This window comes from Accumulibacter sp., assembly GCF_023806565.1.
GTDB lineage: Bacteria > Pseudomonadota > Gammaproteobacteria > Burkholderiales > Rhodocyclaceae > Accumulibacter.
Map to the genome: position 1 here is coordinate 1 of NZ_JAMTDV010000088.1, position 16757 is coordinate 16757.

The 16757-nt window shown below is 64.3% G+C and carries 22 protein-coding genes; 20 read left to right on the forward strand and 2 right to left on the reverse strand.

The features are described from left to right. From NFV80_RS10180 to NFV80_RS10275, 20 genes are all read left to right on the forward strand, one after another. Nucleotides 1-968 (forward strand): formylglycine-generating enzyme family protein (locus NFV80_RS10180; RefSeq protein ID WP_296758590.1); only part of this gene is annotated, 968 nt, incomplete at its 5' end. Next, a complete protein-coding gene (locus NFV80_RS10185; protein WP_295329193.1) occupies nucleotides 965-1456 on the forward strand; it encodes an HRDC domain-containing protein in 492 nt (163 codons plus the stop codon). The genes NFV80_RS10180 and NFV80_RS10185, both read left to right, overlap by 4 nt. After that, nucleotides 1437-2096 (forward strand): hypothetical protein, encoded by a 660-nt coding sequence (locus tag NFV80_RS10190; protein WP_295329192.1) that lies wholly within the window; start codon nucleotides 1437-1439, stop codon nucleotides 2094-2096. Before NFV80_RS10185 ends, NFV80_RS10190 begins: the two co-directional genes overlap by 20 nt. Nucleotides 2097-2101: 5 nt before the next feature. Further along, a complete protein-coding gene (locus NFV80_RS10195; RefSeq protein ID WP_296758594.1) occupies nucleotides 2102-2425 on the forward strand; it encodes an SUMF1/EgtB/PvdO family nonheme iron enzyme in 324 nt (107 codons plus the stop codon). Then, the gene (locus tag NFV80_RS10200) at nucleotides 2425-3291 is read left to right on the forward strand and encodes a formylglycine-generating enzyme family protein (RefSeq protein WP_295329188.1); all 867 of its coding nucleotides are present in this window, start codon (nucleotides 2425-2427) and stop codon (nucleotides 3289-3291) included. The genes NFV80_RS10195 and NFV80_RS10200 overlap by 1 nt, the downstream gene beginning before the upstream one ends. Nucleotides 3292-3303: 12 nt before the next feature. Further along, entirely contained in the window at nucleotides 3304-3597 is a 294-nt protein-coding gene (locus NFV80_RS10205; protein ID WP_295329186.1) for a BrnT family toxin, read from the forward strand. Next, nucleotides 3578-3778 carry a hypothetical protein gene (locus NFV80_RS10210; protein ID WP_295329184.1) on the forward strand — a complete coding sequence of 67 codons (201 nt, stop codon included), beginning with the start codon at nucleotides 3578-3580 and terminating at the stop codon, nucleotides 3776-3778. The genes NFV80_RS10205 and NFV80_RS10210 overlap by 20 nt, the downstream gene beginning before the upstream one ends. 48 nt (nucleotides 3779-3826) lie before the next feature. Next, nucleotides 3827-5749 (forward strand): tRNA uridine-5-carboxymethylaminomethyl(34) synthesis enzyme MnmG, encoded by a 1923-nt coding sequence (gene mnmG, locus NFV80_RS10215; protein ID WP_295329182.1) that lies wholly within the window; start codon nucleotides 3827-3829, stop codon nucleotides 5747-5749. Then, a complete protein-coding gene (rsmG, locus tag NFV80_RS10220; protein ID WP_295329180.1) occupies nucleotides 5746-6375 on the forward strand; it encodes a 16S rRNA (guanine(527)-N(7))-methyltransferase RsmG in 630 nt (209 codons plus the stop codon). The genes mnmG and rsmG overlap by 4 nt, the downstream gene beginning before the upstream one ends. Nucleotides 6376-6389: 14 nt before the next feature. Continuing rightward, nucleotides 6390-7187, forward strand: a complete 798-nt coding sequence (locus tag NFV80_RS10225; protein ID WP_295329178.1) for an AAA family ATPase — start codon at nucleotides 6390-6392, stop codon at nucleotides 7185-7187. Beyond that, nucleotides 7184-8023, forward strand: a complete 840-nt coding sequence (locus NFV80_RS10230) for a ParB/RepB/Spo0J family partition protein (RefSeq protein ID WP_295329176.1) — start codon at nucleotides 7184-7186, stop codon at nucleotides 8021-8023. The genes NFV80_RS10225 and NFV80_RS10230 overlap by 4 nt, the downstream gene beginning before the upstream one ends. Before the next feature lie 145 nt (nucleotides 8024-8168). Then, entirely contained in the window at nucleotides 8169-8531 is a 363-nt protein-coding gene (locus NFV80_RS10235; RefSeq protein WP_295329174.1) for an ATP synthase subunit I, read from the forward strand. A 17-nt stretch (nucleotides 8532-8548) separates the two neighbouring features. Continuing rightward, nucleotides 8549-9319, forward strand: coding sequence for a F0F1 ATP synthase subunit A (gene atpB, locus NFV80_RS10240; RefSeq protein WP_295329172.1), 771 nt, complete (start codon nucleotides 8549-8551; stop codon nucleotides 9317-9319). Nucleotides 9320-9402: 83 nt separating this feature from the next. Beyond that, the gene (gene atpE / locus NFV80_RS10245) at nucleotides 9403-9672 is read left to right on the forward strand and encodes a F0F1 ATP synthase subunit C (protein WP_295329171.1); all 270 of its coding nucleotides are present in this window, start codon (nucleotides 9403-9405) and stop codon (nucleotides 9670-9672) included. Between the two features lie 40 nt (nucleotides 9673-9712). Continuing rightward, nucleotides 9713-10183, forward strand: a complete 471-nt coding sequence (locus tag NFV80_RS10250; RefSeq protein ID WP_295329168.1) for a F0F1 ATP synthase subunit B — start codon at nucleotides 9713-9715, stop codon at nucleotides 10181-10183. A 4-nt stretch (nucleotides 10184-10187) separates the two neighbouring features. Further along, a complete protein-coding gene (locus tag NFV80_RS10255) occupies nucleotides 10188-10724 on the forward strand; it encodes a F0F1 ATP synthase subunit delta (RefSeq protein ID WP_295329166.1) in 537 nt (178 codons plus the stop codon). A 10-nt stretch (nucleotides 10725-10734) separates the two neighbouring features. Beyond that, nucleotides 10735-12273, forward strand: a complete 1539-nt coding sequence (gene atpA, locus NFV80_RS10260) for a F0F1 ATP synthase subunit alpha (protein WP_295329164.1) — start codon at nucleotides 10735-10737, stop codon at nucleotides 12271-12273. Nucleotides 12274-12291: 18 nt separating this feature from the next. Continuing rightward, a complete protein-coding gene (gene atpG / locus NFV80_RS10265; RefSeq protein ID WP_295329162.1) occupies nucleotides 12292-13155 on the forward strand; it encodes a F0F1 ATP synthase subunit gamma in 864 nt (287 codons plus the stop codon). A gap of 37 nt (nucleotides 13156-13192) precedes the next feature. Continuing rightward, the gene (gene atpD, locus NFV80_RS10270; RefSeq protein ID WP_288128393.1) at nucleotides 13193-14593 is read left to right on the forward strand and encodes a F0F1 ATP synthase subunit beta; all 1401 of its coding nucleotides are present in this window, start codon (nucleotides 13193-13195) and stop codon (nucleotides 14591-14593) included. Nucleotides 14594-14660: 67 nt separating this feature from the next. Further along, nucleotides 14661-15083: a F0F1 ATP synthase subunit epsilon gene (locus tag NFV80_RS10275; RefSeq protein ID WP_295329158.1), complete on the forward strand. Its 423-nt coding sequence runs from the start codon at nucleotides 14661-14663 to the stop codon at nucleotides 15081-15083. Nucleotides 15084-15155: 72 nt separating this feature from the next. Here the strand turns inward: NFV80_RS10275 and NFV80_RS10280 are convergent, their stop codons facing one another. Both NFV80_RS10280 and NFV80_RS10285 read right to left on the reverse strand, forming a co-directional pair. Then, a complete protein-coding gene (locus NFV80_RS10280) occupies nucleotides 15156-15734 on the reverse strand; it encodes a hypothetical protein (RefSeq protein WP_295329155.1) in 579 nt (192 codons plus the stop codon). Between the two features lie 107 nt (nucleotides 15735-15841). Then, a partial coding sequence (locus NFV80_RS10285) for a TIM44-like domain-containing protein (RefSeq protein WP_366143427.1) occupies nucleotides 15842-16757 on the reverse strand: 916 nt, incomplete at its 5' end.

Sequence of the window (16757 nt, forward strand, 5' to 3'; positions counted from 1 at the left end):
GCCGGCTCGACTGGCAGCCGCCGGACCAGCAGCGGGAGTGCGGCTGGACGAGCGACCAGCCGCTCGGGGTCGATCGCTTCGGGCTCTACGCGGAGATCTCTATCGGTGACGTCACGCAGCGTTTCCGCTGGATCGCCCCCGGGACCTTCGAGATGGGCTCGCCGGAGGACGAGCCGCAGCGGACCGACGACGAGGTGCCCCACCAGGTGACGCTGACACAAGGCTACTGGCTGGCCGACACCGCATGCACACAGGCGCTGTGGATGGCGGTGATGGGCAGCAACCCGAGCCGGTTCCAGGACGACCCGCGCAATCCCGTCGAGCAGGTGAGCTGGAACGACGTACAGGAATTTCTGGAGAAGCTCGATCGCCGCGTACCCGGCCTCGATGCGCGGCTGCCGAGCGAAGCCGAATGGGAATACGCCTGCCGTGCCGGGACGACGACGGCGTTCTCGTTTGGCGCCAACATCACGCCGGAACAGGTCAACTACGATGGCAACCACCCCTACGCCGGAGGCAAGAAAGGCCTGTATCGCGAAAAGACCGTACCGGTTGCCTCGCTGCCGGCGAACGCCTGGGGCCTGTACGAAATGCACGGAAACGTATATGAGTGGTGTGCCGACTGGTACGGAGACTACCCGAGCACGCCGCAGGTCGACCCACGTGGAGCGTCGACGGGCGCCCGGCGCGTGTTGCGCGGCGGCTCGTGGTACGGCTACGGCGGGGGCGTGCGTTCTGCCCACCGCCGCTACTACTACTACGAGCCCGGCGAGCGCAACAGCGGCATCGGGTTCCGGCTCGCCCCAGGTCGAGGGCGGCCGGCGGAACCGGCGGGGGGAACGGCGGCGGCCGCGGAGCGGACGTCGCCCGCCGAACTGCCGCCCGGGACGGGCGGCAGTTCGGGCGCGCGCGGCGGGAAGCCGCGCGCGTGGTCGCAACTGATCCGGGACTGGTTCACGCGCAAATGAAATTTCACGTATTCACGATCGAAGTGCGCGATCCCGGCCCGGGACAGGATGCGCTCAACGCTTTCTGCGCGCAGCACCGCGTCACCGAGGTCGACAAGCGCTTCGTCGACCAGGGACCCTGCTCGTCCTGGACTTTCTGCGTCGCGACGCTGGACGGCGACGGATCGGCTCGCCCGGTCGGCGAACGCAAACGGGTCGATTACCGCGAAGTGCTGAACGAGTCGGACCTCGCCGTCTTCGCCGAACTGCGCAACCTGCGCCGCGCGCTCGCCGAAAACGAGGGGGTGCCGCAATTCGCCTTGTTCACCAACGAGCAGCTTGCCGCGATGGTCACGCAACGGGTCAGCACCCCGTCGGCGCTCGGCGAGATCGAGGGCGTCGGCAAGGCGCGAATCGACAAGTACGCCCGTCACTTTCTGCCGTTGCTGAAGAAGGCCTTCGCTGCGGTGCCTGCAGCCAATCCCGCCAATGAAGCGATTCCGGATTGACCTCGCCGATCTGGCGTGTGCCGACAACCTGGCGTTGGCTGCGTGGAAAGCGGCGCGTGGCAAACGGCAGCGCGGCGAAGTGCGGCGCTTCTTCGCGCAGTTCGACGAGTCGATCCGCAGGCTGCGTCACGACATCCTGGCCGGCAGCGCCCCGTGCGGCGAGTACCGCAGCTTTCTGATCCACGACCCGAAGGAGCGGCGGATCCACGCCGCATGCTTCCCCGACCGCGTCTTGCAGCACGCGATTCTGAACCTCGCCGAACCGGTTTTCGAGCGGACGCTGGTGCCGAGCAGCTACGCGTGCCGGCCGGGTCTCGGCGTCCATCGGGCGATTCGCCACGCGCAGCGCAACCTGCGGCTGCAACTGAAAGAGAACGTCCAGATCAACCGCAGCGAGCGCGGCGTCACCTACTGCGGCGCACGCGTGCTGCGGGGTTCGCTGCGTCTGTCGGCGCGCAAGAAAGCGCGTTACTGCCAGGGCCGCGAGCAATGGGAGGCGGCATGGTGCGAGGGAGCGATCGATGCCCTGACCTTGCAGCGCGGCTATGCGGCGGTGCTCGCGCCGACGCTGCACTGCGACAGCCTGAGCTGGCGAATACGGCAACTCGAAATCCACCCTTCGCGCTATAGTGACGAATGAGCGAATTGGCCCGCTTGCGGCCGATGCGCTCGGCAACAGCAGCAGAAAGGGAGGCCGTCGCGGGCGACCAGCGCGTGTTGCGCGGCGGCTCGTGGAACAACAACGGCAGGAACGTGCGTTCTGCCAACCGCAACTACAACGAGCCCGGCGAGCGCAACAACAACATCGGGTTCCGGCTCGCCCCAGCTCTCGGGTCGAAGAGAACGGCTCGCGACCAGACGACCTTCCTGTCCGTCCGCTTCGGGCGGCGAAAAGCCAATGCCCTTCGGCAGGCTGGTAGGCGAGACGCCGAACGCCTGCCGAAGCGGCGATCTCCGGGACGCCCGTGATGCCCGCGCTCTTGCCCGCTGACGACGACGTGACGATCTTCCTACCCGAGCGCTTTCCGCTGCCGTGGGCGAGCGCCTGGGGCGACGACGAGTACGGTTTGTGGATGATGCTCGAACTGGGCGAAGCCCGGCAGCGTTTCCGCTGGATCGCCCCCGGGACCTTCGAGATGGGCTCGCCGGTGGACGAGCCGCAGCGGTTCGACCACGAAACGCCCCACCAGGTGACGCTGACGCAAGGCTACTGGCTGGCCGACACCGCATGCACACAGGCGCTGTGGATGGCGGTGATGGGCAGCAACCCGAGCCGCAACCCGAGCCGCTTTCAGGTCGACCCGCGCAATCCCGTCGAGCAGGTGAGCTGGAACGACGTACAGGAATTTCTGGAGAAGCTCGATCGCCGCGTACCCGGCCTCGATGCGCGGCTGCCGAGCGAAGCCGAATGGGAATACGCCTGCCGTGCCGGGACGACGACGGCGTTCTCGTTTGGCGCCAACATCACGCCGGAACAGGTCAACTACGATGGCAACCACCCCTACGCCGGAGGCAAGAAAGGCCTGTATCGCGAAAAGACCGTACCGGTTGCCTCGCTGCCGGCGAACGCCTGGGGCCTGTACGAAATGCACGGAAACGTCTGGGAGTGGTGTGCCGACTGGTATGGAGACTACCCGAGCACGCCGCAGACAGACCCGCACGGAGCGGTGACGGGCGACCAGCGCGTGTTGCGCGGCGGCTCGTGGGGCGGCGACGGCAGGAACGTGCGTTCTGCCAGCCGCAACTACAACGAGCCCGGCGTGCGCGACTTCAACTTCAATTTCGGGTTCCGGCTCGCCCCAGGTCGAGGGCGGCCGGCGGAGCCGGCCGTTTAGGCGGAAAGGAAGTTGCCGGCGGAGCCGGCGCAGTTCCTCGAATTGCCGTCCGGGACGGGCGGCAATTCCGGCGCGCACGGCGTCACCTTCGCAGAGACGGCGACGGTACTCACGGACGAATACGCAATCACCCGCGAAGATCCGGACGCGGTCGGCGAACAGCGCTTTGTTTCCTTGGGCTTGAGCGCCACGGGTGATCTTCTCGTCGTTGTCTACGCACATCGAGACCCGGATACGTACCGAATCCTCTCGTCATGGAAAGCAAACAAAGCGCAACGGATGCCACATGCAAAAGGTCACCGCTGAACCCTGCCGCGAAATCGATTTTTCGACCGCCCGGCGAGGGGCGGTCATTCCACTCGAGGCGGGCAAGAGCAAAATCTCGATCCGTCTGGACAGCGCGGTCATCGAGTATTTCCGCCGCCAGGCGGCGCCGCCGATCTCCGCAGCGCTCGACTCCGCGTTATCTTTCAGCAAATTGCCGTAAAATTCCGCTCCTTTCGAGAGCCTTCCGCAGCTTGCGGATGCCGAGCCCATGTTCTTCCCTGATCGTTTCGACGTCATCGTCGTCGGCGGCGGCCACGCCGGCAGCGAGGCGGCGCTCGCCGCGGCGCGGGTCGGGGTGCGCACGCTGCTGCTGACGCACAATCTGGAGACGCTCGGCGCGATGAGCTGCAATCCGTCGATCGGCGGCATCGGCAAGGGCCACCTGGTGAAGGAGATCGACGCGCTCGGCGGGGCGATGGCCGAGGCCACCGACGAAGCGGGAATCCAGTTCCGCATCCTCAATTCGAGCAAGGGGCCGGCGGTGCGCGCGACGCGCGCGCAGGCCGACCGCGTGCTGTACCGGCAGGCGATTCGTCGCCGTCTCGAAAACCAGGCGAATCTGACGATTTTCGCGCAGGCCTGCGACGACCTGATCGTCGAGGGCGATCAGGTGGCCGGCGTGGTGACGCAGCTCGGCGTGCGCTTCGCCGCGCGCGCGGTGGTGCTGACCGCCGGCACTTTCCTCAACGGGCTGATTCACGTCGGTCTGGCGAAGCACGCGGGTGGCCGCATGGGCGACCCGCCTTCGCTCGCGCTCGCCGCGCGCCTGCGCGAGCTGCAGTTGCCGGTCGGACGGCTGAAGACCGGCACGCCGCCGCGACTGGACGGCAAGACGATCGACTTCTCGCTTCTCGCCGAGCAGCATTCCGACGATCCCTTGCCGGTGTTCTCGTTTCTCGGCGACGCCGCCAGCCATCCGCCGCAGTTGCCGTGCTGGATCACCAGCACCAGCGAGCGCACGCACGCGATCATCCGCGCCAACCTCGATCGTTCGCCGCTGTACACGGGAGTGATCGAAGGCGTCGGTCCGCGCTACTGCCCGTCGATCGAGGACAAGGTGCATCGCTTCGCCGGCAAGGACAGTCACCAGGTCTTTCTCGAACCCGAGGGCCTGGCGACGCACGAAATCTACCCGAACGGGATTTCGACCAGCCTGCCGTTCGACGTGCAGCTGGCGATCGTGCGCTCGCTGCGCGGACTGGAAAACTGCCACATCCTGCGCCCGGGCTACGCCATCGAGTACGACTACTTCGATCCGCGTGGCCTGCGCGCTTCGCTGGAAACGCGGGCGCTGCACGGTCTCTTCTTCGCCGGCCAGATCAACGGCACCACCGGTTACGAGGAAGCGGCCGCGCAGGGTCTGCTGGCGGGAGTCAATGCGGCGCGCTTGGCGATCGAAGAGGAAGCGTGGATGCCGCGCCGCGACCAGGCGTATCTCGGCGTGCTCGCCGACGACCTGGTAACGCGCGGCGTTTCCGAACCGTACCGGATGTTTACCAGCCGCGCCGAGTATCGCCTGTCGCTGCGCGAGGACAATGCCGACCTGCGGCTGACCGCAGAGGGTCGTCGCCTCGGGCTGGTCGACGACCGCCGTTGGGCGGCCTTCTCTACCAAGCAGGAGGCGATCGCGCGCGAACAGGAGCGTCTGAAGTCGACCTGGGTGCACCCGGCGAGGCTGGCCACGGCCGACGCACTGCGCGTCTTCGGTCAGCCGCTCGAACGCGAATACTCGCTGCATGAGCTGCTGCGCCGGCCCGACGTGCGCTATCCGGCGCTGATGAGCCTGCGTCTCGGCGATGCCGCGGTCGATGCCGGCGTGGTCGATGCGCAGGTGATCGAGCAGATCGAAATCCAGGCGAAATATCAGGGCTATATCGAACGGCAGCAGGAGGAAGTGCAGCGCAACCTGGCGAACGAGGAAACGCGCTTCGCCGACGACTTCGATTTTCTTTCGATCAGCGGCCTGTCGCGCGAAGTGCAGCAGAAGCTTGCGCTGCATCGGCCGCAGACGCTGGGGCAGGCGTCGCGCATCCAGGGAGTGACGCCGGCGGCGATCTCGATCCTGCTGGTGCATCTGAAGCGTCGGCAACTCGCCGCGCAAGCGCAGAGCGCCGCGGGCTCCGCGGCATGAGCGGGGACGCGCAGCTCGCCGAGGGCCTCGGCGCTCTCGGCATCGACCTGGCGCCCGCCGCACGCGGCAGGCTGCTCGCCTACACGGCGCTGCTCGAGAAATGGAACCGGACGTATCGCCTGACGGGAATCAGCGACCCGGCGCTGGCAGTTGCCCATCACCTGCTCGATTCGCTGGCGATCCTGCCGTATGTCGAGGCGACGACGCTGCTCGACGTCGGCAGTGGCGGCGGCATGCCGGGAATCCCGCTGGCGATCGCCGATCCGGCACTGAACGTCGTCCTCCTCGACAGCAACGCGAAGAAGGCGGCCTTCCTGCGCCAGGCGGCGATCGAGCTCGGTCTGGCGAATATTGCCGTACACTGTGGTCGCGTCGAAAACTACCGGCCGCCGCAGCGCTTTGCGGCGATTGCCGCGCGCGCCTTTTCGCAACTCGCCGAACTGGTGCAATGTTCGCGTCACCTGCTGGCGGAGGGCGGCCACTGGCTGGCGATGAAGGGCCTGCGGCCGCAGGACGAACTGGCGCGGCTGCCGGCCGACGTCGTCGTCGACGCGGTGCATCGGCTGCACGTGCCGGGAGTCGGCGGCGAGCGGCATCTGGTCGTGATCCGCAGCGGCCGTCATTGAGGGGGAGATCCGCCTTGGCAAGAATACTCGCGGTAACCAATCAGAAAGGCGGCGTCGGCAAGACGACGACGGCGGTGAACCTGTCGGCGTGCCTCGCCGAGTACGGCCAGCGCGTGTTGCTCATCGATCTTGATCCGCAGGGCAACGCGACCACCGGCTGCGGCGTGGTCAAGCGCGAGGCGATGCCGACCGTCTACCAGATCCTGATCGGTCGCTCGACGATCGACGAGACGCGCTGTGGCACCGATTTCGGCTTCGACCTGCTGCCGGCGAACCGCGAACTCGCGGGCGCCGAGATCGAGCTGATCGAACTCGGCCAACGCGAATATCGGCTGCGCGATTCCCTGGCCGGGCTGCGCGACGATTACGATTTCATCCTCATGGACTGTCCGCCGGCGCTCAATCTGCTGACGGTCAACGGGCTGGTCGCGGCGGCGACGGTGATGATCCCGATGCAGTGCGAGTACTACGCGCTGGAAGGGCTGACCGACCTCGTGGCGACGCTGAAGAAGGTGCGCGCCAATCTCAACCCGGTGCTCGAAATCGAGGGCCTGTTGCGGACGATGTTCGATCCGCGCTCGACCCTGACGCAGCAGGTGTCACGCGAGCTCGAGGGCCACTTCGGCAACAAGGTGTATGCGACGATCGTCCCGCGGAACGTGCGCCTGGCCGAGGCGCCGTCGTACGGCAAGCCGGTGATCGCCTTCGACCGCGGCTCCAAGGGGGCGCAGGCGTATCTGGCGCTGGCGCGCGAGATTCTCGAGCGGGCCGGCGGGCAGAAGATCGCCGCCGCCGGCGGAGCGCGGCGATGAAGCTGAAGGGTCTCGGCCGTGGTCTCGATGCCCTGCTGGCCGGCAATGACGCGCAGGGCCGGGAGCAGCAGCGCTCGCTGCCGGTAGGCCAGATCCAGCCGGGAAAGTATCAGCCGAGAACGCACATGGATGCCGCTTCGCTCGAAGAGCTGGCGGCTTCGATCCGTGCGCAGGGACTGATGCAGCCGATCCTCGTGCGCCCGCTCGGCGAGGAACTCTACGAAATCATTGCCGGCGAGAGGCGCTGGCGAGCCGCCCAGATGGCAGGTATGAGCGAACTGTCGGCGCTGATCCGGGAAATTCCCGACGAGGCGGCGCTGGCCATGGCGCTGATCGAGAACATCCAGCGCGAGAACCTCAATCCGCTGGAGGAGGCGCTGGGCCTGCAGCGCCTGATCGACGAATTCGCGATGACCCATCAGCAGGCGGCGGATGCCGTCGGGCGATCGCGGCCGGCGGCGTCGAACCTGTTGCGCCTGCTGCAGCTCGCTCCGCCGGTGCAGGAACTGCTGATGCGCGGCGAAATCGACATGGGGCACGCCCGCGCCCTGCTGCCGCTGAGCGGCGCACTGCAGGTGCAGCTGGCGCAGCGGGTGGTGCAGAAGGGGCTGTCGGTGAGGGAAGCGGAGCGCCTCGTCCAGTATGCGCTGCGTCCGCCGAAGGAGGCCGAGCCGGTGCGCCCGGATCGCGACGTGCTGCGCCTGCAGGACGAGCTGGCCGATCTGCTCGGGGCGCAGGTGGCGATCCGTGCCAACAAGCGGGGGGCCGGCAAGGTGCTGATCGAGTTCGGCGACCTCGATCAACTCGAAGGAATTCTGCAGCGCCTGCGCCATTGACGCGACGCAGCATAAGGGCCATCGCGCAGGCTCCTAATGTCGCCTGCAAGCCGCATGGTAGCGAGCATTGCAAACTTTTTTGCAGTTGCGGTTTGCTTCCCCTTGGCGAGTCTGGTATTCTTCACACGTTTTGCAGGGGCTAGACGTGCATCCTCAGGTCCGCTGGGTTTTTCGTTGCCAGTTGGCGGTCACCTTGGCGGCTGCGCTGGCAGCGTGGATGGCAATGGGGGGGAATGCAGCGGTTTCTGCTGTGCTCGGCGGCATGATCGCCATGGCAAGCGCCTTTGCCTACGCATGGCGGGCCTTGCGGCCGCCGCGACAGGCAGGTGCTGATGCAAGAAAGGCGTTCCAGGCACAGGTGGCGGGCGAGGGCTACAAGTTTGCCGTGACCCTCCTGCTGTTCGCCGGGGTCTTCAAGGGTTACGAGCAGCTCGCAGCCCTGCCGCTCTTCCTCGCCTATGCTGCAACGGTTGTCGTTTATTGGATGGCGCTGCTCAGGCAGCAATAGTCGAACAGGGGGAATATATGGCTGCGGGCGAGGCGTTAACGTCTAGTGAATATATCGTCCATCACCTGACCAACCTTACGGTCGGTCACGGTTTCTGGACTGTCCATCTCGATTCGCTGATCGTCTCGGGAATCCTGGGCCTGTTCGCCTTCGTCGGCATGGCCAAGCTGGCGCGCAAGGCCGCCGTCGTCAATCCGGGCAAGCTGCAGACTTTCATCGAGATGCTGGTGTCGTTCATCGACCAGCAGGTCAAGGATACCTTCCACGGAAAGAGCAAGCTGGTGACGCCAATGGCGATCACCATTTTCGTCTGGGTCTTCCTGATGAACGCGATGGACCTGCTCCCGGTCGATTTCGTTCCGCTGATTCTCGGCCTCGGCGGCGTGCATTATTTCAAGTCGGTGCCGACGACCGACCCGAACCTGACCTTCGGCATGTCGCTGAGCGTTTTCGCGACGATGATCGTCATGAATTTCAAGGTCAAGGGGGTAGGTGGTTTCCTGCACGAAGTGTTCACCGTACCGTTTGGCGCGAAGCTGGCGCCGCTCAATCTCCTCTTCCGTCTGATCGAGGACATCGCCAAGCCGATCTCGCTCGCCCTGCGTCTGTTCGGCAACATGTACGCCGGCGAAATGGTGTTCATCCTGATCGCCCTGCTCGGCCTGTGGCAGTTGCCGCTGGCTTTGCCGTGGGCGCTTTTCCATATCCTGATCATCACCCTCCAGGCCTTCGTTTTCATGATGCTCACCATCGTGTACCTGTCGATGGCCAGCGAATCGCACGGTTGATGGTGAAATTCCGGTACTGCTCCCAAGTTTGATTCACGTTGTCTTCGTTTAACCCATTTAGCATGTTTTACTAGGAGAAACTCATGGAAGCCGCTCTCTCAATGTTGCTTGGTAATACCGCCATCGCCGTCGCCATCCTGATCGGTGCGGGTGCTCTCGGTACTGCTATCGGTTTCGGTTTGCTCGGTGGCCGCTTCCTCGAAGGTGCTGCGCGTCAGCCGGAAATGATCCCGACTCTCCAGGTAAAGATGTTCATCGTTGCCGGCCTGCTCGACGCGGTCACCATGATCGGCGTCGGTATCGCCCTCTTCATGCTGTTTGCGAACCCGTTCATCGCCGTCGTCAAGGGCTGATCGCTTCTCCTTTCGGACTAACTCTTCACAGGAGGTTCGCGTGAACATCAACGCAACGTTGATTGGCGAAGCGATCTGGTTCGGCGTCTTCATCTGGATCACCATGAAGTACGTCTGGCCGCCACTGGCCAAAGCCATGGCGGATCGCCAAAAGCTGATCGCCGAGGGACTCGCTGCCGGCGAGCGCGGCAAGCACGAGCTGGAACTGGCCGGCAAGCGTTCGGCCGACGCCATGCGGGATGCCAAGGCCAAGGCCGCCGAGATCATCACTGCCGCCGAGAAGCGTGGTGCGCAGATGGTCGAGGAAGCGAAGGCGACGGCGAAGATCGAAGCCGACAAGGTAGTCGCCGCGGCGAAGGCAGAAATCGCGCAGCAGGTCGAGCAGGCGCGGGCCGAGCTGCGTGGCCGCGTCGCCGACCTGGCCGTGGCCGGTGCCGAGCGCATTCTCAAGCGCGAGGTGGACGCCAAGGCGCACGCCGAGATGCTGGTCGCGCTCAAGCAGGAACTCTAGGATCATGGCCGAACTCGTTACCATCGCGCGCCCCTACGCCGAGGCGGTTTTCCGCATCGCGCTGGAGAACAAGGCGCTGGCCGACTGGTCCGAACGGCTGTCGCTCTTGTCGGCGATCGCCACGGATGAGCAGATGCGTTCGTGCATCGGCAATCCCGAACTCTCGGCTACGCAGAAGAGCGCGCTCTTCAAGTCGCTGCTCGGCAAGGCGCCGGAAGGCGGCGAGGCCAATCTGATCGACGTGCTTGCCAGCAACGAGCGGCTTGCTGCCCTGCCGGAAATCGCCGGTCTCTTCGAAGAGCTGCGGGCCGCGCAGGAAGGCGTCAAGGAAGCGACGATCCACAGCGCCTTTCCGATAGACGATGCGCAGCGCAAGGCCCTGATCGAAGACCTCGAAGCGCGCTTCAAGACCCGGCTGACTGCCGAAGTGGTCGTCGATCAATCGCTGATCGGCGGCGTCAAGATTGTCGTTGGCGACCAGGTGCTCGATACCTCCGTCCTCGGAAAGATCGAGAGCCTGCGGTTGGCGCTCAAGAATTAGGAGAATTTCCATGCAGTTGAATCCTTCCGAAATCAGCGAACTGATCAAGAGCAAGATCGAGAATCTTGCGATCAGCGCCGACCTGCGTACCCAGGGGACCGTCGTTTCGGTAACCGACGGCATCTGCCGTGTCTATGGCCTGACTGACGTCATGCAGGGAGAAATGCTCGAGTTCCCGGGCAACACCTTCGGCATGGCGCTGAACCTCGACCGCGACTCGGTCGGAGCGGTGGTTCTCGGCGAGTACGAGCAGATCAGCGAAGGCGATACGGTCAAGACCACCGGCCGCATCCTCGAAGTTCCCGTCGGGCCGGAACTGCTCGGGCGCGTGGTGAACTCGCTGGGCCAGCCGATCGACGGCAAGGGCCCGGTCAATCACAAGCTGACCGACAAGATCGAAAAAGTGGCGCCCGGCGTCATCTGGCGCAAGTCGGTTGCGCAACCGGTGCAGACCGGTCTCAAGTCGATCGACTCGATGGTGCCGATCGGCCGCGGCCAGCGCGAACTGATCATCGGCGACCGACAGACCGGCAAGACGGCCGTAGCGGTCGACACGATCATCAACCAGAAGGGTCAGAACCTGATCTGCATCTACGTGGCGATCGGTCAGAAGGCTTCGACCGTGGCCAACGTCGTGCGCAAGCTCGAAGAGAACGGCGCCATGGAGTACACCATCGTCGTCGCCGCGACCGCCTCCGAGTCGGCCGCATTGCAGTACATCGCTCCCTACGCCGGCTGCACCATGGGCGAGTATTTCCGTGACCGCGGCCAGGATGCCCTGATCATCTATGACGACCTCACCAAGCAGGCCTGGGCCTATCGCCAGGTCTCGCTCCTGCTGCGCCGTCCCCCCGGGCGCGAAGCGTATCCGGGCGACGTCTTCTACCTGCATTCGCGCCTGCTCGAACGTGCCGCGCGCGTTTCGGAAGAGTGGGTCGAGAAATTCACCAACGGCGAAGTCAAAGGCAAGACCGGTTCGCTGACCGCCTTGCCGGTGATCGAGACGCAGGCCGGTGACGTTTCGGCCTTCGTTCCGACCAACGTCATCTCGATTACCGACGGTCAGATCTTCCTCGATACCGACCTCTTCAACGCCGGTATCCGTCCGGCGATCGACGCCGGTATCTCGGTCTCCCGCGTCGGTGGCGCAGCGCAGACCAAGGTCATCAAGAAGCTCGGTGGCGGCGTCCGTCTGGCATTGGCACAGTACCGCGAACTCGCGGCCTTTGCCCAGTTCGCCTCGGATCTCGACGAGGCGACCCGCAAACAGCTCGACCGCGGCCGTCTGGTGACCGAACTGATGAAGCAGCCGCAGTACTCGCCGCTGCCGATCTCGGAAATGGCGATCACCCTGCACGCGGTCAACAAGGGTCTGTTCGACGACGTCGAGGTGAAGAAGGCGCTGGCGGTGGAGAAGCAGATGCACGGCTTCGTCAAGCAGAAATACGCCGACCTCATCACCAAGATCGAAACGACCCGGGATCTTGACGCCGAAAGCGAGCAGAAACTCACCAAGGCGATTGAGGAATTCAAGGCCTCGCTGGCCTGATCGATCGAGGAGATTGCCATGCCCAGCGGCAAGGAAATCCGAAACAAGATCAAGAGCGTAGAAAGTACGCGCAAGATCACCAAGGCGATGGAGATGGTCGCTGCGTCGAAGATGCGCAAGGCGCAGGACCGGATGCGCGCTGCCCGCCCGTACGGCGAGAAGATTCGGCGAGTCGCCGGCAACCTTTCGCACGCGCTGACCGACTATCGCCACCCGTTCCTGACCGTGCGCGAACAGGTGAAAACCGTCGGACTGATCACCGTGACCTCCGACAAGGGGCTGTGCGGTGGCCTCAATACCAACGTGCTGCGCCTTGCGCTGACCAAGATGAAGGAGTGGGACGCAGAAGGCAAGCAGCTTCGGGTGACTGCGATCGGCAACAAGGGTCTGGGTTTCATGCAGCGCGCCGGCGCCAACGTGATTTCCCAGATCACCGGATTGGGCGACACCCCGCACCTGGAAAGGCTGATCGGGCCGGTCAAGGTGCAGCTCGATGCGTACCTGAAGGGCGAGATCGACATTCTCTACATCGCATTCACGCGCTTCATCAACACGATGAAACAGGAGCCGACACTCTACCAGTTGCTGCCCCTGTCCGGAGACTTGGTCGGCGGTGAAGGCAATCGCTGGGATTACCTGTACGAGCCCGATGCCAAGGCGGTCATTGACGACCTGTTGGTGCGTTACGTCGAAGCGATGATCTACCAGTCGGTTGCGGAGAACATGGCATCCGAACAGAGTGCGCGCATGGTGGCGATGAAGTCGGCCTCCGACAATGCCAAGAACGTCATCGGCGAACTGCGGCTGGTTTACAACAAGACTCGCCAGGCGGCGATCACCAAAGAGCTTTCGGAAATCGTCGGCGGCGCAGCGGCTGTCTGACCACGCGATAGTTGATTTATTGATTAGGGATACGACGATGAGTCAAGGAAACATTGTTCAGTGTATCGGCGCCGTGGTGGACATCCAGTTCCCGCGGGACGCAATGCCGCATGTCTACAACGCGTTGCAGCTCGACAAGGCCGAAGAGTCGGAGATGTGCGAAGCGGACCTGATGTTCGAGGTGCAGCAACAGCTCGGTGACGGAATCGTGCGTACGATCGCCATGGGATCGTCCGACGGCCTGCGCCGTGGAATGAAGGTGAACGACACCGGGGCTGCCATTTCGGTGCCGGTCGGCAATGCCACCATCGGCCGTATCATGAACGTTCTCGGTCGCCCGATCGACGAAGCAGGACCGATCCCGACCGACGAGCGCCGCGCGATTCACCAGCTGGCCCCCAAGTTCGACGAACTGTCGCCGTCGGTCGATCTGCTCGAGACCGGGATCAAGGTCATCGACCTGGTCTGCCCGTTTGCCAAGGGCGGCAAGGTCGGGCTGTTCGGTGGCGCCGGCGTCGGCAAGACCGTAAACATGATGGAGCTGATCAACAACATCGCCAAGCAGCACTCGGGCCTCTCGGTTTTTGCTGGCGTCGGTGAGCGGACCCGCGAGGGCAACGACTTCTACCATGAAATGAAGGAGTCGAACGTTCTCGACAAGGTGGCGATGGTCTTCGGTCAGATGAACGAGCCACCGGGCAACCGCCTGCGCGTGGCGCTGACCGGTCTGACGATGGCCGAACGCTTCCGCGACGATGGCCGCGACATTCTCTTCTTCGTCGACAACATCTACCGCTACACGCTGGCCGGTACCGAAGTTTCGGCGCTCCTTGGCCGCATGCCGTCCGCCGTGGGTTATCAGCCGACGCTGGCCGAGGAAATGGGCCGCCTGCAGGAACGCATCACCTCGACCAAGGTAGGGTCGATCACCTCGATCCAGGCGGTATATGTGCCTGCCGATGACCTTACCGACCCGTCGCCGGCGACAACCTTCCTGCACCTCGATTCGACCGTTGTGTTGTCGCGTGACATCGCTTCGCTGGGCATCTACCCTGCCGTCGACCCGCTTGACTCGACTTCCCGCCAGCTCGATCCGCAGGTGGTCGGTGAGGAGCACTACAACGTCGCGCGGGCCGTTCAGATGACGCTGCAGAAGTACAAGGAGCTGCGCGACATCATCGCGATTCTGGGGATGGACGAGCTGTCGCCGGAAGACAAGCTGGCCGTCTATCGCGCGCGCAAGATTCAGCGCTTTCTGTCGCAGCCGTTCAGCGTCGCGGAAGTGTTCACCGGCTCACCGGGCAAGTACGTTCCGCTCAAGGACACGATCAAGGGCTTCAAGATGATCGTCGAAGGCGAATGCGACAACATTCCCGAGCAGGCGTTCTACATGGTTGGCGGCATCGAGGAAGTGTTCGAGAAGGCCAAGACCCTCTAGGACGGCGGAGCAAACGTCGCGTCCCTTCGCCGACCGGGAAGGGGCGCGATCCAGGAAGGGAAGAACCATGGCAATCAGAGTACATGTTGACGTCGTCAGCGCCGAGGAACTGATCTTTTCGGGAGAGACCGACTTCGCGGTCTTCCCTGGAGAAGCCGGTGAGCTCGGGGTTTACCCGCGGCACACGCCACTGCTGACGCGCATCAAGCCGGGAACGGTCCGCCTGAAGATCCCCGATCGGGATGAATATGAGATGGTCTACGTTTCCGGCGGAATGCTGGAAGTCCAGCCCGCGTTGATCACGGTCCTCGCCGACACGGCAATCCGTGCGCACGATCTGGACGAGGCGAAGGCGATGGAAGCCAAGCAGCGAGCCGAAGAAGCTCTCAAGGATCGCACTTCGGACGTGGGTCTGGCTGCGGCAGAGGCCGAGCTGGCGCAGGCGGTTGCTCAGTTGCAGGCGATCAAGAAGCTGCGCAGTCGCCACTGAGCAGCTCGGCCGACTGAAAAAGGCAGCCCCCTGTGGGCTGCCTTTTCTCTTGTGCGCAGTTCCCCGCAGAATTCAGCCGGCTTCGACCTGCTGCACTCGCTTCTCCAGGCGTGCGAGGTCGTCACGAAGTGCGTCCACCTCAGAGCAGAATGCTTCGACCTCGGCGCGCCGGGCGACTACCGCGGCTTCCCCGGTCACATACTCGGCGGCTGCCTGCGCCAGCCTTCCCACGCTTTGCCCCTGCCAATCCGCGAACCGCCGGGCAAATTGCACTCCCCGGCGGGCGAAGATGTCGCCCACGACCTGCGACAGATCGTGCTCGATGTCCCAGCGAAGGTTGCGGAAGACGAAGCCCAAAGTCTCGGCAAGATCGGCGGACCCGGCAATCGTCGCCGCAGCGAACAACGCTGCGCGGTCGACAAGCAATCTCGCAGGCGCGTCGACGGGCAGACTTACCGTCACGCTCGGCGACGCGACCGGATCGGACGCACTCTCCAGCAATCCCGTATTGCCGATCGTGGCCAGGATGTCCCTGTCGCCACCCAACTGCAAGCATACGGTCTTCCCGGCAAAGGCAGCAAGCCTTTCACGCGCCCACGATTCTCCCGCCAGCAAATGATTGAGGAATCCCAGCGCGACTCTGGTCAGCATGTGCGTTGTGTCACCGGTACCGGCCGGGCAAACGAAAGACTCGCCGAGGCGTCCGCTTCCGCCAGCTTGCCGTCATCGTCTGGCTGACAATATTCGATGTTCGCCAATCAGGCCATCTGCTGGATACCCGCGATCACCCAGCCGTGCGAGCCTTCGAGTGGCTTCGACAGGTTCCACACCTCGTCGAAGGGTGCAGCGGCTGCCCCGATCTCTTCCCGGATCATGCCGCTGAAGCGGACGCTGGCGATATGCCGGGTGTTCTCGCTGACCACCTCCAAGAGTTCGGCGTTGAGGGTGACGACGTCGGTCTGCTGGGGTGCCTTGCCTCTTTCGTCGAGCTGAAGCTTGATTTCGGCGAACATTTCCGGGGTGACGAACTCGCGGATGTCTTCGAGATTTCCCGCGTCATTCGCCGCCTGCAGGCGTATGAAGTTCAGTTTGGCGACGCGCAGGAAGCCCTCGACGTCAAACCCCGCCGGAATGTTCGAGGCGGGAAGCGCCGACATCGCTGGTTGTGGCGGGGTCACAGGAAAACCTTGTCGTGAGGAGTCGCTCGCCGGCGGCTCCGCCATGCCTCCGGCACCTATCCCGGCGTATTGCAGCGGTTCCGGCCGTGCACCTGGCGACGACCGGCGAGCGAATACCAGCTTGATGACGACGATCGCGGCGATGACCAGCAGAGCGATCATCAGGAAATTGGCCACTCCTTCACCCATGCCGAAATGCGACAGCAGCGCCCCGATTCCGAGGCCGGCGGCGAGACCTGCCAGTGGGCCCATCCAGCTCCGCTTGGGCGCCGGGCTGGCAGGAGTGGGCACCGGCGCAGGCGAGGGTGCTACTGGCGCCGCATTCTGGGGTGGCGTCGCCTGCCGCTGGGTAACCGTATCCCGCTGCATGCCGGTCGATCGTCCGCCGCCCAAGCGCTTCGCCTCGGCATCTCCGGCCGCAAGGCCGAGAGTCACTACACAGATGGCGACCGCCACTAGCATTCTCTTCATCAGTCCATGTCTCCAGTCAGAACTT